This window comes from Methylocystis sp. JAN1 (genome assembly GCF_052186135.1).
GTDB lineage: Bacteria > Pseudomonadota > Alphaproteobacteria > Rhizobiales > Beijerinckiaceae > Methylocystis.
In genome coordinates this window covers 1,542,569-1,558,493 of the sequence record NZ_CP181499.1, presented here as the reverse complement: position 1 = coordinate 1,558,493, position 15,925 = coordinate 1,542,569, and the positions used below count along the sequence as shown (strand labels likewise).

Below are 15,925 nucleotides of genomic sequence, written 5' to 3'. Positions count from 1 at the left end.
CGCTCACCCGTGCAGGCCGGGCGCCTCGTGGCCCGTCCGCGCGACATATTCGGTGTAGCCGCCCTCGTATTTGTGGACGCCTTCCGGGGTCAGCTCCAGCGCGCGATTTGAGAGCGCCGCAAGAAAGCGGCGGTCGTGCGAGACGAAGAGCATCGCGCCCTCGTAATTGTCGAGCGCCGTGATGAGCATCTCCTTCGTCGCGAGATCAAGATGGTTCGTCGGCTCGTCGAGCACGAGAAAGTTCGGCGGATCGTAGAGCATCTTCGCCATGACGAGACGCGCCTTCTCGCCGCCCGAGAGCACGCGGCACTTCTTCTCGGCGTCGTCGCCCGAGAAGCCGAAGCAACCGGCGAGGGTGCGCAGCGACCCCTGCCCCGCCTGCGGAAAAGCGTCCTCAAGCGTCTCGAACACCGTGCGGCCGCCGTCGAGAAGATCCATGGCGTGCTGGGCGAAATAGCCCATCTTCACGCTGGCGCCGATGGTCACGGCGCCGTCGTCGGGCTGCGCCGCGCCGGCGACGAGCTTCAGAAGCGTCGACTTGCCCGCGCCGTTGACGCCCATTACGCACCAGCGCTCCCTGCGGCGCACGGCGAAATCGAGGCCCTCGTAGATCGTGCGGGCGCCATAGCGCTTGTGAATGTTCTTAAGCGTCGCGACGTCGTCGCCGGAGCGCGGGGCAGGACGGAACTCGAAGAGGATCGACTGGCGGCGGCGCGGCGGCTCAACCTTCTCGATCTTGTCGAGCTTCTTCACGCGGCTCTGCACCTGCGCGGCGTGAGAGGCGCGCGCCTTGAATCGCTCGATGAATTTGATCTCCTTGGCGAGCATGGCCTGCTGGCGCTCATATTGCGCCTGCTGCTGCTTTTCGTTCTGCGCGCGCTGCTCTTCGTAAAATTCGTAATCGCCCGAATAGGTCGTGAGCGAGCCGCCGTCGATCTCGATCACCTTCGAGACGATGCGGTTCATGAACTCGCGGTCATGCGAGGTCATGAGCAGCGCGCCTTCATAGCCTTTGAGGAACGCTTCGAGCCAGATCAGGCTCTCAATGTCGAGATGGTTGCTCGGCTCGTCAAGCAGCATCGCGTCGGGGCGCATGAGCAGAATGCGGGCGAGCGCCACGCGCATCTTCCAGCCGCCCGACAGCGCGCCGACGTCGCCATCCATCATTTCCTGAGTAAAGTTCAGGCCCGCGAGCACCTCTCTGGCGCGGCCCTCGAGCGCATAGCCGTCGAGCTCCTCGAAGCGCCCCTGCACTTCGCCGTAACGCTCGATGATCGCGTCCATGTCGTCCTGGTCGGGGTCCGCCATGGCGGCTTCAAGCGCCTTCAGTTCGGCCGCGACCTCGCTCACAGGCCCCGCGCCGTCCATGACCTCCGTCACGGCGCTGCGGCCGGACATTTCGCCGACATCCTGGTCGAAATAGCCGATCGTGACGCCGCGATCGACCGAGACCTGCCCCTCATCGGGAAGCTCGCGCCCGACCATCATCCGGAAGAGCGTGGATTTGCCGGCGCCGTTGGGGCCGACGAGTCCGACCTTCTCGCCTCTGAGAAGAGACGCCGAGGCCTCGATGTAAAGGATCTGGGAGCCGTTTTGCTTGCTGACGTTTTCAACGCGGATCATGTCGGGGGAGGACCGGAGGGAGGAAGATCGGGCGCCCTTATGGCACGCTTCCCCCCGGCAAGGTAAAGCCTATTTCGCCCGCGCGTCCCAAACCGGCGCCTTTGCTTGCGTGAAATCCAGCGTCCAGTTGAGCCGGCTGATGAAATTAAAGCCGAGGATGAACGGCGTCTGAGGCCCCAGCGCCTCCCCCAAAACGCCGAAATCATAGGCGAGCGCGTAAACGCCTTTCAGCACCCGACCCTCGCCCAGATCAAGCGCCTTGATCTTGTATATCTTTGATGAAAAAGCCGCGCCGCCGGCCTCGCTCGCCTTGCCCTTGCGCTTCACGGGCGTAAAGAGGTTCTTATGCCGGTCGACGAATTGCTGATCCACGGCCGAGACTTCCGCGCCCGTGTCGAAGAGGCCGACAGTCGTGGCGTTGCCGATCTTGAACGCGACGCCCACGAGCTTCTGGTCCGGGCCGAGAAGGCGGAAAGGCGTCGCCCGCGCGGGCGCGTCGCCGAAAAAGGTCATTTCCCGCCGGGTGAAATCGAGCGAGAACCGCGCGCCCCTGAAGAAATCGAGGCCGAGCAGATCGTCCCCGTCATTCGCGGCGCAGCGCGCGACCTCATACTTCGCCCGCGCGATACTGCTTCCCTGCGACGCTTTGATCTCGACATTCTTCGCCTCGACGTCGTCGCAGCGCACCGTCCGGCCCGAGGCGCCTGTCGAGTCGCTTTGCCCCAGGACGGCAAGATCCTTATTCCACGGCGCCAAAGCGACCCGCGTCGTGGAGGCGCCCGTATCGAGCCGCATCGCGCCCATCATGTTGCCGAAGCGCATTGGCAGATAGATGCGCCCGCCGCCGTAATCCGCCTGCGTGAGGGTCATCGGAACAACCGAGCGGCCGGGTTCGGCTTTGGCGCCCGCTATTCCCAGGAAAAGGGTTGCAAGAAGAAAGGCCGAGCGTCGAAACGTCTTCATCTGCGCATCTCATCCATTCAAATAGGCGTCCCTGGCTTCCGCCTCCAGGCGATGGCCGAACCCTCTGTAGCGCGGCGAATAATGAAAGGTCGCCAGGCGTTTCGCCTCCGCCCGGCGCGCGATAAGCCCCGCCTGCCGCGCCGTGAGGTGGCGACGACGCGCGGCCGCGGCGGCGTCTTCCTCCAGGAAGCCGCCCTCGATGTACAGAATATCCGCGCCCCGCGCGAGCTCGGCAATGCGGGCGCAATTGTCCTCGGTATAGGCGCAATCGACCACATAGGCGATCTTGCGGCCGGCGGCGACCTTCATGATCTCCTTGCGCAGCAGGCCCAAAGGCAGCGTGGCGGGCCCATCGGCGCCGGGCGCCCATTCCACCGCCACCGGGGTCGCCTCACCCGCCCCCTGCAGCATGGCCTCCTTGAAGGCGCCGAGCCATGGCCCGATCGCGAGCCCCATGGCCTGGACCTTGTTGCGCCAGACATTGATTTGCGCGCGCTCCTCCAGCGCGAAAGCGAGAACCGGCAGGCCGTGGTCGAGCGTCGCGGCGCGGACCCTGGCGCCCGGCTCGCTCAGCAGGCAGCCATCCAGGCTTCGCCCGGCTTCCGTCTCGCCGCGCTTGAAGCGCTCGCGCCCCCGGAAGAACGCCGCTGTCAGGCGTCCGTCGGCCGCCATCTCCGTCACCCGGAAGGTCAGCGCCTCGTCATAGGCGTCGATGAGATTCCAGGAATAGGCCGCGAGCTTGTGCCCGACCGCCTCGATCGTGCCCGGCGGGCCGTAGAGGCCGACCGTCTTTTCCCGCCCCAGGAGCCGCCGCAGCAGCTGATCGAAGCCCGCGAAATGATCCATGTGCCGGTGCGTGACGAAAACGTCGCTGACCCGCAGGAGCTTGCGCGGCGGGAGCGGGCCGAGATCGCCGAGGTCGAAGAGCAGCGCCCGCTTCTCGAAGACGAGATCGACATAGAGGCCCGGATCGTCGAAGCGGTCATTGACGAGCGACGGGTCGAAACGGGGGGCCAAGGCTTCTCGACTCGTTAAAGGACGGAGGGACAAAGCCTATATTTGGCTCAGCCGCGGCGAGTTGTAGCCCGCCATGTCGAACGGAGCGAAAACCCGCTAATCTGGGCGGCAAAATGCGTGGGGAGCGCCCACGACCAGGAAAGGACGCTTATGTCGAACCCGCTGACGGCGCCTCGGACGGCGCCTTTCGGACTGCCGCCCTTCAACGACATCCGGCCCGAGCATTTCCGCCCGGCCTTCGAGACCGCGCTGTCGCAGCACCTGTCCGAGATCGAGGCCGTCGCCAAGAACCCCGCCGCGCCGAATTTTGCGAACACGATAGAGGCGCTCGAACGCGCGGGGAAGCCCCTGGCCGACGTCGGCTCGGTCTTCTGGAACCTGACGGCCACCGACACGAACGCCGAAATGCAGGAAATCGAGCGCGACATGGCCGGCGCGCTCTCGCGCCATTCGAGCGAAATTTCGATGAACCCGGAGCTGTTCCGCCGGGTCGAGACGCTTTACGCCCAGCGCGACCGTCTCGGTCTGACGCCTGAGCAAAGCCGCGTCCTGGAGCTCACCTACAAGAACTTCATCCGCGCCGGCGCCAAGCTGAACGACGCGGACAAAGCGCGCATGACGGCGATATTGGAGCGCCTCGCGGGCCTCTCCACGCGCTTCTCGCAGAATGTGCTGGCCGATGAATCATCCTGGCTTCTGCTGCTGGACGAAAGCGATCTCGACGGGCTTTCCGCCGATTTCCGCGCGGCGGCCGCGCGCATCGCCGCCGAGCGCGGTTCGCCCGGCAAATACGCGGTGACGCTTGCGCGGTCGAGCGCCGAGATTTTTCTGCAAAGCTCCGAACGGCGCGATTTGCGCGAGATCGTCTTCAAAGCCTGGGCGAGCCGGGGCGAGAATGGCGGCGAGACGGACAATGGCGCGCTCATCCGCGAAATCCTCGCGCTGCGCGAAGAGCGCGCCCGGCTTCTTGGCTTCGAAACTTTCGCCGACTACAAGCTCGACGACACGATGGCGAAGACGCCCGCCGCCGTTCGCGAACTCCTCGACCGCGTCTGGACGCCCGCGCTGGCGCGGGCCGCCGAGGAGCGCGCGCATATTCAGGCGCTGGCCGAGAAGGAGGGCGCGAATTTCACGGTCGCGGCGCATGACTGGCGCTATTATGCCGAGCGCGTGCGCAGGAGCCTCTACGACCTCGATCAGGCCTCGCTGCGCCCCTATTTCCAGCTCGAGAAAATCATGGCCGCGGCCTTTGACGTGGCCGGGAAGCTCTTCGGCCTGCGCTTCGTCGAGCGGAAGTGGCTGGACCTTTATCATCCGGACGTGCGCGCCTTCGAGGTTCTCGACGACGAAGGCAAGCATGTGGCGCTTTTTCTCGCGGATTATTTCGCGCGGCCGTCCAAGCGCAGCGGCGCCTGGATGTCGGATTTCCGCGCGCAGCAAAAGCTCGATGGCGACGTCCGGCCGATCGTCGTCAACGTCATGAACTTCACCAAGGGCGCCGACGGCGCGCCGACATTGCTGAGCCTCGACGACGCGCGCACGCTGTTCCACGAATTCGGGCATGGCCTTCACGGCATGTTGTCGGACGTGACCTATCCGCTGGTCGCGGGAACCAGTGTCGCGCGCGATTTCGTGGAGCTGCCCTCGCAGCTATACGAACATTGGCTGCTGGAGCCCGCGGTGCTGCGGGAATTCGCGCTGCACGCAGAGACGGGCGACCCGATGCCGGAAGACCTTCTCGAACGAATCATCGCGTCGCGCCATTTCAATCAGGGCTTCGCGACGGTCGAATTCTGCGCCTCGGCCGTTGTCGATCTCGACATTCACGCGCGAAGCGCGGCCGGCGTCGATCCAGGCGCTTTTGAAACGGAAGCGCTGTCGCGTCTCTCGATGCCCCCGGAAATCATCATGCGGCACCGCCTCCCGCATTTCAGCCATATCTTCTCGGGCGATGGCTATTCGGCCGGCTATTACAGCTATCTGTGGGCGGAAGTTCTGGACGCGGACGCCTTCGAGGCTTTCAAGGAAAAGGGCGATCCCTTCGCGCCGGACGTGGCGGCGCGCTTGCGGGAATTCATTTACGCGGCTGGCGGGCGGCAGGACGCGGCCGACGCCTATGTCGCCTTCCGCGGGAGAATGCCAACCGTCGAGCCGCTCCTGCGCCAGCGCGGCTTCGCGCAAGCATGATCGAGGAACCGCGAACGACGCCAATCCTTTTGGATCCCTTCGCCGCGAGGAAGCCTCGGATCGCTTCGCAATGTTGCGAAATCGGATATACCCGCCTGCGGGAAATGGCTTCCGACGGCGTCAGGAGCGTCCCGCAAAAGCAAGCAGACGGAAGTCTTATGAAAGCAGTCTTTTTCGCACCTTTCCTCGCGCTCGCGGCTTTCGGGGCCGCGGCCGGCGAAATTCCAGCGCAACGATTCGACGAGCTGAAGATGGATTGCGACACCTGCCACGGCGTGCGCGGCGTTTCGGTCGTGCCGGACCAAGTTCCGTCCATCGCCGGCAGGAGCGAGGGCTTCCTCGTAAGCCAGCTAAAGGCGTTTCGCACCGAGAAGCGGCGCCACGACACGATGGCGCTCATGGGCGACACGATGTCGGACGCCGAAATAAGGGCGATCGCGCGCTATTATTCGCGCGTCAAACGCTGATCCCTCTCCTCCTGCAAGAGACGCTCGAGTCGATTGCCTCCGGCGCCGTATGCGAGCATTTGCGATACGCGTTCAGCAATCGCCGCGGCCGCCCGAAGCGGCGGCGTTCCCTCCTCGTAGATGTTTGAAAGCACCGTATATTCATAGCGGCTGGCGGCGTTGCGCGACGATTGCCCCTCCTCTTCCTGCGCACGGAAGGCGAGATAGGCGGACATGCTGCGCGATGATATCGCGTCGCCGCCGGGTCGCTCGCCGATGAGCGTCACGACGATCCTGGCTTGCGTCGTCTCGCCGATGGACTCGGCGAGCTTTACGCGCCCGTTCGGCGCCAGGAGCGGCGCGCCGACGCGTAAGCCGAGGCGCGACAGCTCTTTCAGCAGGGCGGGCAAAAGCGCCGGAATATTGTGATGGATCGCTTCGGCGCTCAGGCCGTCGGAGACGACAATCCGCACATCGGTCCCGTCGGGCTTCAGGTCGTTCAGAGCCTCGACGTCGAGAAGCGAGCCGAGTTCCGGGTTGCTTAGGTGCGCTTCTTTCGTCCCCGCACGCGTGTGGATCGTCCGCATCGGCGTCGGCCCGAGCTTGTGCGGCGACAGCTCCGCGTAAATCGCCTCGCGCGCAAGGGCCAGATTGGCCCGCGTCTTCCGCGCGACCGAGTCGGCGGGCCGCGGTCCCGCATTGGCCCAGCCATAGGCGGCCGGCAGTCTGCCCCTCAACGCCTCGAACTCCGTTTCCGATTCGCAGAAGATGCGCGGATCGCCCCAATTCGCGCCGCGCCTCAGTCGACCGGCCTCATCCCTGCGGAAAATCCCGCATCCGATCGCCCAGTCGACGAATTCTGGCGCAGGCTCGCGCGAGAAGATTTCACGCAGGGTCTGATCGTCATGCGCCGACGTGTCGAAATAAGCCAGCATGCGATCGACCCCGAGATAAACATCCATGAAATAATTGGCTCCGGCGGCGGTCAGCAATTCGGTGGCGATCTGCTGGCCTTCCGGCGTGATCTCGGAATGGAGCGTGTAACACGGCGCCATGCCCATCGGCAGACCCATGAGCTTGCCCATGAAATGATCCTGAAGGTTGGACAGAATCATTTCCATATTGCTTCGATGGGTCTCCGGCCCGATGAAGCCCGTGACATTGTTGACCATGAAGGGATCGTAGCGGCGCGCCAGCGCGTAGCAGAGCGCTTCCGTGGTCGTCATGTCGATTCCATTGTGCTTGCCGTAGCTCAGCTCGCTTCCCTGGCCTGTTTCGAAATACATGAATTGCCGGGCCGACCCGCGCAGCGGACCGCGCTCGCTCATGACGCGACAGGCGCGGTCCAGCAACTCGATGTCGCAGTCAAACTCCTCGACGAGCGTGCGCTGCGTGCCCGCAAGACTCTGAAACATGATCTCGACCGGCGCGCCGCTTTCGAGACAGACGAGTTGCGTGCGAATATGGGAAAGAACGCAAATCTGGGTCGGCGCGCCTGTTCGACGGCGCAGCGCGTCGATATGGCGCAAGAGCGTCGTCGTGTTCTCGATCGTGTCGCGCGCCGGATTGATCCCGATGAGCGCATCCCCGGCGCCAAGGCTGAGGCCCGTGTAAACCAGCAGCGTAATCGCCGAGAGGTCGTCGGTGGGATGATTGGGTTGCAGCCTCGACGAAAGCGTTCCCGGCAGGCCGACCGTCGTGCGGGCGGTCGCGGCGCGCGAGAGCTTGCGGCTTGCATGGACGAGTTCGTGCACGTCCATCATCTTTGCAATCGCCGCGACCGTCACGGCGGTCAGGCTGCGTCCGAAACGGGAAACCTCCTCTCCGGAGCGCTCGAGAATGTAATCCTTCGCGGCTCCGACCGTCAGATGCGCGTTTTTCTCGAAGGTCTCGTGGTCGACATCGTAGCTGACGCGCATAATTTCGTCGACGCGGCCGTCATCGTCGAGGAGCGGCGTCTCGTAAATCTCCCGAAGCGTCAGCTCCGAGAGAATGGCGCGCGCGGCCTCGCGCTCGACCTCGCTTTTCGCGGCGAGCCCCGCCAGCCGGTCGCCCGCCTTGTCGACGTCCGCCGCGCCGAGAAGCCGCTTGAGGCCGGCGAAGGCGAAGCGCCTGTCGAAAAGGGAAATTTCATAAAGCCGGTCCGGCTTCGGCTCCGGCGTCCGAATGTCTGAAAGCTGCGTAAGCGCCGCCATATCGATCCCCCCGCCAGAAAATTCTCGCGCCGAGCACGTCCCCGCTCGGTTCAGGTTTGGAACGCCCGCTTACCCGCGTCCGTCACTGCGTCCCGCGGCGCGGTCGTCATGGGCAACAATTTCTTTTCCCGAAGCAGGATTTCGAACGCGTCCCTTACGATCAAGCCGCCCCAGTCCGCCCCGTATTCCTTTCCGCGCGTCCAGTAAATGTCCCAGGCGTTGAACCAGCCATTCGCCTCCAGCGCCTCGGACATCATTTCCGGGGTGAAAACGAAGCCCTCATCCATATGCCGCTCCCACGCTTCGCGCCCGGCAGGGTCGCGCCCCGCCACTCGCTTAATTAGGCTGGAAAGCGACGGGCGCAGCGCCTTGGAGCGCCAGTGTCCGTCCTTGCAGCCATGATTCGGCCGCTGCGCCGGAAGACGCCGCGCATGGCAGGGGATTGCCTGGAGCGCGGGCCGCGCTTTCTATAGGGTGGCGTCGCTTCGAATCCTGGCGAGCGCTCAAGGGGACGACATGATCCGGGGGAAGACGGCGCTGGTGACCGGCTCCACCAGCGGGATCGGCCTCGCCGTCTTGCGGGCTTTCGCCGCGCAAGGCGCGAATGTCGCGATGACCGGTTCGCGCCCGGCCGACGAGGCCGAGGAAGCGCGCAGGGAAATAGAGACGAGCACAGGACTCGCGGCCCGCTATTTCCAGGCGGATATGAGCGCCCCTTCGGAAATCGCGGAAATGATCGCGCGGGTCATGGCGGCGTTCGGCGCGATCGACATCCTCGTCAACAATGCCGGCGTGCAATATGTCGCGCCGATCGAGGATTTTCCCGCCGAAAAATGGGATCTGGTTCTCGCGGTCAATCTGTCGGCGGCGTTCCATGCGATCCGCGCCGTCGCGCCGGGGATGAAAAGCCGCCGATGGGGACGGATCATCAACATGGCCTCGGCCCACGCGCTTGTGGCGTCGCCTTTCAAGTCCGCCTATGTCGCGGCGAAGCACGGCCTTGCGGGACTGACCAAGACAGCTGCGCTCGAAATGGCGCAACATGGCGTCACCGTCAACGCCATCGCGCCCGGTTATGTCTGGACGCCGCTCGTCGAGCGGCAAATTCCGGAGACGATGCGCGCGCGCGGCATGACAAGGGAGCAGGTCGTCGAGGACGTGCTGCTCAAGGCGCAGCCGACGCGAGAATTCATCACGACCGAACAGGTTGCGGCGCTCGCCCTCTTTCTCGCGTCCGACGAAGCGCGCGGGATGACGGGCGCGATTCTTTCGATGGATGGCGGCTGGACGGCGCAATGATCGGCTTCGCGGCGCCGAGCTTACATCGAGCCGACCGGCGCGCACGAATGCTCTCAGGGAGCGGTTCCTGTCCCTGCGGGCGGCTCGCAATTTCGTCCCGCGAGCCTGTCATGGCGTTAGAAAAAATGCCCGCCAGGGATAACCCGGCGGGCAAGTCTTCACACCAACACGCGGAGAAGAGGAAGTAAGCCGCGTGGAGCCGGTTTCAGCATGGAGCGCGGCTCGCGAAAAAGTGGGAACCGGTTTTTCGCATGGAGCGCGCTCTCAACCTTGAATCGATCGCATTGCGCGTTCAGGCGATTCCGCCTGAACGCAGCGTGATCTAGAGCGTCGCGCCAAGCTGGAATTTCGGGATGACCGGTCCGCCGACTTCCACCTTCTCCCGCTTGCCCGACGGGCTGAACAGGAAGAGGAGGCCGCCGAACTGGCTGTCCGTGTCGTAGGCGAGGTCGGACAGGCGCTCGACGTCGAAGCGCGCATCCTGCACCGTGATGACGAGGCTCCTGGTCTCGCCCGGCGCGATCGGGGTCGGGTCGTTCACGGAGAGGCCGCGATCCGCCATCAGATAATCGGGGAATTCGGGCTTGGCCGTGAACACGTCCGGATTGAGGAAGCGCAGACCCGCGGTCGTGAATTCGCCAATGCGCAGCGGCTCCTGACCCTTGTTGGTGATCTGCACGTTCATCGTCAGCTCGCGGCCCGGCACCTTATAGGAGCCGCCGGAATAATGCAGCGTAACCGTCTCATGGCGTGAATCCTCGATGAAGGGAATGCCGGTCAGGAGTCCCGCCTGCATGGGCAGCGTGCGCGGGAATTCCCGGTTGGCGTTGGCGTAGAAGATCAGCAGCGCGAGCATCGAGACCGCGAGCCAGATGGCGCCGAAACGCTTGTCCCCCGCCGTGATGATCTCGTTGCGCTTGCCCGCCGCGACCTGCCAGCCGCGAACGATGATGCCCTTTTGCAGGAACCAGTACAGGATCCAGACCAGAGCGGCCGCCATCCAGACGAAGTGATAGGCATACGTCCAGTTGATGCCGTAGGTCTCGAGGTCGATCGTCGAGCCGTCGAGGAGCGTCACCGGATTGGTGAAGTCCTTCATGTCGCCCTTGATCTCGACCCACTGGCCGGGGCCGACGATCGGACCGCCGTCCTTCACATTGATCTGAACATGCACATGGTAGCGCCCTGGACGGCGCGCCTTCAGCACGATCTTGTATTCATAGTCGTAGCCGACATCCATCGAGAAGGTGCGCGGCACCGGCACTTCGCCGACGGAGGCGCTCTTGCGGATCAGGACCGGGCCCGGCTCGCCGACATTGAGGAAGGCTTCCTGCGGCTTCGCGACGGCCTGCGGCCAGCCCGAGAAGACGTGAACCTTGCCCGTCAGCTCCATTTCTTCATTGACGTTCAAAGTCGTCTTCGACCACTTCACATCATACCAGTTCAGCGTGCGCATCCGCAGGAAGGCCTGCTGCGAACGCTCGCCATGCGCGGCGGCCGGCGTTGCGGAGAGCGTCAGCATCGCGACGACAGCGGCGAGGCCGGCTGCGCATGCTCCCGCGATTTTCTGGAAAATAGGCCGTTTCATAGGATTGTGACTCCCTTGTTTTTCCCTTGGCGCCGGGGCGGCTTCGCCCCGGCTTTTTGTCGCGTCGCGTCGTGCTTAGACGTCCTCGTTCTCGATATAGGCCGTGGTCGAGAACCATCCGCCGACCTTCCACCAGAGGAAGTAGACGAGCATCGAGATGAAGCCGGAGAAGAAGGCCGCGACGGGAACGACGTCCTTGCCGAAGGTGCGCAGCGTGCCGCGCTCGATCATGCGGATATATTCAGGCGTGCCGGTGCGGACGTAGTTGAAGCCGATGAGGTCCGCGAGGGTGAGCAGCACGCCGTCCACTTCGGTCGCCTGGTGATACTGCGCGAGCACCGGCCAGTTGCTTGGATAGAACAGCAGACCCCAGCCCATGGCGCCGACGATCGCCGTCACCACCCAACTGCCGGACAGAAGCAGCACGACGTCCAGCCAGAATCCCATCGGGATCAGCGCCGAGGGGAAGACGAGATTGATCGGGAAGAAGGTCCAGCCCCAGAAATTGTCGTAGCGGTTGATCCACTCGCCGACGAGCAGGGCGAAGACGGCGACCGTCGCGCCGAAGGGCAGGCGGAATTTCTGCCAGAAGAAAGACTGGGAAGCCGCGGCGAAACACATGGCGACGATGGGCGCCACCGTCGGCCACATGCGCCGGTCCTTGAAGTCGATCCAGAAATCCCAGTCGCCGGCGAGCAGCATGTAGTGGATGTGGAAGGAGCCGAGCAGCACCAGGAAGAGGACGAGAAGCAGGATCCAGTCGGTCAGCTTCACGCAACCGATGAACTCTTCCTTGGAGGCCCAAGCCCCGCCTGCGGCTGGAGCCGTATCGTTTGTTATCGACATAATCTAGCTCTCCTTGATTTTTCCTCCCGGCGGTTCGCCGGGCGCTTTCTTGTTTTTCGGCTATGCGTCGCGCGTCGGCGGGGCCGGAAGCGGCCGCTCCCGATACAGAGGGAGGGAGATCGGAGCGGCCGCCTCTCTTTCGATCCAGCGGCGCCCTGGGAGCATGCGCGCGCTTCGCCGAAAGCTCTTCGCGTCAGATCGCCAGGACGTCCTTCTCGAACTCCTTGCTGAGTTCGATCACGCGATGAAGGATCTGCAGGATCGTGCCGAACATGGCGAGGCCGAACCAGCCAAAGAAGACGAAGCCCCAATGCAGCGGCGCGGTGAACAGCTCTTCCATGAACCAGAAGGTGTGGCCCCATTCGTTCAGGCCGACATTCGGGAAGATCATGAACGGACCGGCGAAGAAGAGCAGGAAGGCCAACGAAATCCGGTTGGCGAATTGCGGAATGCGCGTGCGGCCATACATGAAGGCGCCCCAGCCCGCGATGATGTAGATCGGATAGCTGAGATAGAACTCCAATATGTGGCTCGGCGTGAAGTCCGTGTCGCGAATGACGGTCTGATGCCAGGTGCCGTCCTGCTCGGTGAAGTAGCTGGCGCCCCAGTAGACGGTGAAAGCGTAGACGAGCAGCCAGCCGATCAGCGTGATCAGGCGGCGCATTTCCTCGCGCGGCGCGACGGCGTTGATGTTGCGGTCGCGCGTCTTCCAGAGATAGCCGCCAATGGCGCAGAAGGCGATGAACTCAAGCGGCAGCTCGGTCCACATGATGTTGAGCCAGTAGGTCTGGAATTCAGGCGCGAAGGAGTCGAGACCCGCCTTCCACCCGAAATACTGCTCGTAAATGCGTATGCCGACGTAGAACGTCCCGAGCGCGGCCATTGCGAGGTAGGCGGGTCGGTAGTTAACGATCGAGTCGACGGACTCTTTCGTCCCAGCCCCGGCTTTTTCTGTTGTCAGAGACATTCCTCTCCTCCAGTCATTTGAATTGTGACGCAGAGTTCTTGAATCCAGGCCATCGTCATCCTTGCACCAGATGATGTTTCTTAAAGATCCTCGCTCTCTACGTCTTTATCAGGCATGATTTTGCTGATTTCCGAGCAGTTTTACTCGTAAGATGAGCAACCCTGATGCGCTACGAGGCTATCATAGCGCTTAGCTCTCTCGTCAATCGAGTATGCACAAGCTTATATGCGACAATTGCGCGCAATGTATTGAATAGTCTCAATTATATGTAGTATAAATTGAGACACAATTATCATTGTAGTTTATATTGAGACGGATATCGTTATTTCGTGCAGTGCATATTATCATGATACAAGTCTATAGCGACTTTCTGACGCATCTTATTTGAGTTGATTTGAGTATTGCGCTGTCGATTATGTATCTTGCGACAACATGCAGGCGCCAACAAAGGGAGGACGCCAACCCATGAAGACTTTTCACTCGCTCAACGAACTCGGCTGGGTCGCATTCTGGATCGGCTTCATCATCTTCCTGTTCGCCATCTTCATCCCGACGGTGAATCGCATGCTGAATCTCTGAGCCATCCGGAATCGTTTTTCTGCGACGCATCTCGCCCCGGCTCCAGGTCGGGGCGTTTTTGCGATGCATCAATAGGCGCCGACTTTGGTCAGGCGATTGGCCCACTGAATGCGTGATTGCGGCGGTTGCATGGGTCCTTGCGACACTTTGAAGCAGACAATGTATTTAATTGTCTCACTGCACAAAAATGCGCCGCCTCCACTTTGGCAGTTAAACAAAATTGACGAGAAGTCGTTGAAACCTCTCAATCTGCAACTTTAGAATTGTTTTGACGTCAGTGAGACAAAGTCGCTGACTTCCGATGGAGTCGCCAACGGCGCCGAAAAAGGAACATTTCCTTGGCCTTGTATTTATGAGAGAAAAGTCGTCGCCTGCTTTGCAGCAAGACCCTTGAGGCGCATCTCGGAAGGCGTGCAGGCGCGTTCGGCGGGACGGCCTGACACGGTGAAAAAATAAGATAAATCCAAGAACAATAAAAATAAAGCTATCCATATGGAAGGTAAAAACGAAGGCAAGAATGTCGGTCCGCTCCAGAGGCGGGAAGACGCCATGCGCCACCTGCTGGCGGAGTCCGACGGCGCCCCGACCAAGACGATCATCGAAAAACTCAAGAACGGCCTCGGCGTTTCTCGCGCCACGGCCTATCGCATGATGAAATCTTTTCGCACTTGCGGCGCCATCTCCCCGGCGGCGCGATCGGTGGGTCGCCCCAAAGGCGCTCGCAGCCTCGATCCGCAGCGCGAACAGATCATCTCCGCCGCACTGGCGGATTACGTCGCTCAAACGGAGCGGCCGCCTTTCAATACGCTGTTTCGCGAAATCACGCTTCGCTGCAAGGATCTTTCTCTTCCGCCGCCCAATTGGAGAACCGTTCGCGCCAGGCTGCGCGATCTCGCGAAACAACCGGATAAGCCAGCGGATAATTAAACCTCCACAGGCGCGGCCCTCATCGGGGCGCGCGAGGACGTTGCCGGCGCCGTCTCATGGCGCGCGCGTCTTCACTCGTTGCGGCGGCAGGGGGATGGATGGCGGGGGAGGCCATTCGCCGTCGTGGCCGCAAAGCAGCAGCGCCGCCTTCTTCAGCTACTCTCAACGGTCGACGAAGCGAATCTCAACCGAATCAACAGCCGCGCCGACGCGGGCCGCGAGAGGACACGGATATAAACCCGCCTGGAGATCTCTGCTTTTTCAAGAATGGCGCGCCCGAAAGGATTCGAACCTCTGACCCCCAGATTCGTAGTCTGGTGCTCTATCCAGCTGAGCTACGGGCGCCCGTCGCGCGCTCCGCCGCCCATCTTGAGGGCCGCCGCGTCGCGACATGCGTCCGTTTAGCGACATGCGAAGAGAATGGCAAGAGCTGTTATCTTGACGGGCGAATTTTGCCGGTCTGCCGCTTGCACAGCCTGTGCGAGCCTTTAAGTAGGGTTTGTCACACAGGATTTGCGATGGAAACTTTCGTCTCGAACGGCGTCGAGATTGCCTATTCGGATTTCGAGCCCCTCAGCGAAGACCGGCGGGAGCCGATCGTTCTGATTCACGGCTTCGCCTCGACCCATGCCGTGAACTGGATGTTCACCCAGTGGGTCAAGACGCTGACCGAAGACGGACGCCGCGTCGTGGTGCTGGACAATCGCGGCCACGGCCGGTCCCAGAAGCTCTATGACCCGGCGCAATATGCGCTCGATCTGATGGCGGGAGACGTCGCCAATCTGATGGATCACCTCTCCATCGCCCGCGCCGACGTCATGGGCTATTCGCTCGGAGCGCGAATCGGCGTCGTGCTCACGCTCGCCAAGCCCGACCGCGTGCGCTCGCTGATCCTCGGCGGCATCGGCCAGTATCTCATCCAGGACGCCGGCCTGCCGAGCGGCCTCGCCGAGGCCATGGAGGCGGAGCGGATCGAGGACATCGACAATTCGATGCTCAAGATTTTCCGCGGCTTCGCCGAATCGACCCGCAGCGACCTTAGGGCGCTGGCCGCCTGCGTGCGGGGCGCGCGCAAGGCGCTCGACCCCGCCCTCCTCGCCAACATTGAATGCCCGGTGCTCATCTGCGTCGGCACGCGCGACGACGTCGCCGGCGACCCGTCGCCGCTCGAGCCGCTTTTCCCCAATGTCCGGCTCGTGGACATTCCCGGTCGCGACCACAACCGAGCCGTAGGCGACAGGATCTACAAGCAGGCGGCGCTCGAATTTCTGGCGGCGCGACCATGATG

Annotated in this window: 13 protein-coding genes and 1 tRNA gene; 5 read left to right on the top strand and 9 right to left on the bottom strand. The window is 62.7% G+C overall.

Annotated elements, in window-relative coordinates:
* Nucleotides 1–3 precede the first annotated feature (3 nt).
* The 3 genes from ACNHKD_RS07300 to ACNHKD_RS07290 form a co-directional block, all read right to left on the bottom strand.
* Nucleotides 4–1,623: an ABC-F family ATP-binding cassette domain-containing protein gene (locus tag ACNHKD_RS07300; protein ID WP_442756411.1), complete on the bottom strand. Its 1,620-nt coding sequence runs from the start codon at nucleotides 1,621–1,623 to the stop codon at nucleotides 4–6.
* Between the two features lie 69 nt (nucleotides 1,624–1,692).
* Nucleotides 1,693–2,586, bottom strand: a complete 894-nt coding sequence (locus tag ACNHKD_RS07295) for a retropepsin-like aspartic protease (protein ID WP_442756410.1) — start codon at nucleotides 2,584–2,586, stop codon at nucleotides 1,693–1,695.
* 9 nt (nucleotides 2,587–2,595) lie between these two features.
* On the bottom strand, nucleotides 2,596–3,603 hold the full coding sequence (locus tag ACNHKD_RS07290) for a ribonuclease Z (protein ID WP_442756409.1): 1,008 nt from the start codon (nucleotides 3,601–3,603) through the stop codon (nucleotides 2,596–2,598).
* A 150-nt stretch (nucleotides 3,604–3,753) separates the two neighbouring features.
* Between ACNHKD_RS07290 and ACNHKD_RS07285 the strand changes: the two genes are divergently transcribed.
* Both ACNHKD_RS07285 and ACNHKD_RS07280 read left to right on the top strand, forming a co-directional pair.
* Nucleotides 3,754–5,790, top strand: coding sequence for a M3 family metallopeptidase (locus ACNHKD_RS07285; RefSeq protein WP_442756408.1), 2,037 nt, complete (start codon nucleotides 3,754–3,756; stop codon nucleotides 5,788–5,790).
* Nucleotides 5,791–5,948: 158 nt separating this feature from the next.
* Complete coding sequence (locus tag ACNHKD_RS07280) at nucleotides 5,949–6,257, top strand: c-type cytochrome (protein ID WP_442756407.1); 309 nt, start codon at nucleotides 5,949–5,951, stop codon at nucleotides 6,255–6,257.
* Here ACNHKD_RS07280 and eutB read toward each other — a convergent pair.
* On the bottom strand, nucleotides 6,236–8,431 hold the full coding sequence (eutB, locus tag ACNHKD_RS07275; RefSeq protein ID WP_442756406.1) for an ethanolamine ammonia-lyase subunit EutB: 2,196 nt from the start codon (nucleotides 8,429–8,431) through the stop codon (nucleotides 6,236–6,238). The genes ACNHKD_RS07280 and eutB overlap by 22 nt on opposite strands.
* Nucleotides 8,432–8,481: 50 nt before the next feature.
* The gene (locus ACNHKD_RS07270; protein ID WP_442756405.1) at nucleotides 8,482–8,718 is read right to left on the bottom strand and encodes a hypothetical protein; all 237 of its coding nucleotides are present in this window, start codon (nucleotides 8,716–8,718) and stop codon (nucleotides 8,482–8,484) included.
* 229 nt (nucleotides 8,719–8,947) lie between these two features.
* Here ACNHKD_RS07270 and ACNHKD_RS07265 point away from each other — a divergent pair, with 229 nt between their 5' ends.
* Nucleotides 8,948–9,730 carry a 3-hydroxybutyrate dehydrogenase gene (locus tag ACNHKD_RS07265; protein WP_442756404.1) on the top strand — a complete coding sequence of 261 codons (783 nt, stop codon included), beginning with the start codon at nucleotides 8,948–8,950 and terminating at the stop codon, nucleotides 9,728–9,730.
* Nucleotides 9,731–10,052: 322 nt separating this feature from the next.
* Here the strand turns inward: ACNHKD_RS07265 and amoB are convergent, their stop codons facing one another.
* The 3 genes from amoB to amoC all read right to left on the bottom strand — a co-directional run bounded on the left by amoB (nucleotide 10,053) and on the right by amoC (nucleotide 13,131).
* Nucleotides 10,053–11,318, bottom strand: a complete 1,266-nt coding sequence (gene amoB / locus ACNHKD_RS07260) for a bacterial ammonia monooxygenase, subunit AmoB (RefSeq protein ID WP_442756403.1) — start codon at nucleotides 11,316–11,318, stop codon at nucleotides 10,053–10,055.
* 75 nt (nucleotides 11,319–11,393) lie between these two features.
* On the bottom strand, nucleotides 11,394–12,164 hold the full coding sequence (gene amoA, locus ACNHKD_RS07255) for a bacterial ammonia monooxygenase, subunit AmoA (RefSeq protein ID WP_442756402.1): 771 nt from the start codon (nucleotides 12,162–12,164) through the stop codon (nucleotides 11,394–11,396).
* Nucleotides 12,165–12,357: 193 nt separating this feature from the next.
* Nucleotides 12,358–13,131, bottom strand: a complete 774-nt coding sequence (gene amoC / locus ACNHKD_RS07250; RefSeq protein WP_442756401.1) for a bacterial ammonia monooxygenase, subunit AmoC — start codon at nucleotides 13,129–13,131, stop codon at nucleotides 12,358–12,360.
* 1,071 nt (nucleotides 13,132–14,202) lie between these two features.
* Here amoC and ACNHKD_RS07245 point away from each other — a divergent pair.
* The gene (locus ACNHKD_RS07245; RefSeq protein WP_442756400.1) at nucleotides 14,203–14,637 is read left to right on the top strand and encodes a transposase; all 435 of its coding nucleotides are present in this window, start codon (nucleotides 14,203–14,205) and stop codon (nucleotides 14,635–14,637) included.
* A gap of 268 nt (nucleotides 14,638–14,905) precedes the next feature.
* On the opposite strand, the gene ACNHKD_RS07240 is transcribed toward ACNHKD_RS07245, so the two are convergent.
* Nucleotides 14,906–14,982 (bottom strand) — tRNA-Arg (locus tag ACNHKD_RS07240).
* A gap of 173 nt (nucleotides 14,983–15,155) precedes the next feature.
* On the opposite strand from ACNHKD_RS07240, the gene ACNHKD_RS07235 reads away from it, so the two are divergent.
* A complete protein-coding gene (locus ACNHKD_RS07235; protein WP_442756399.1) occupies nucleotides 15,156–15,923 on the top strand; it encodes an alpha/beta fold hydrolase in 768 nt (255 codons plus the stop codon).
* Nucleotides 15,924–15,925: the final 2 nt, after the last annotated feature.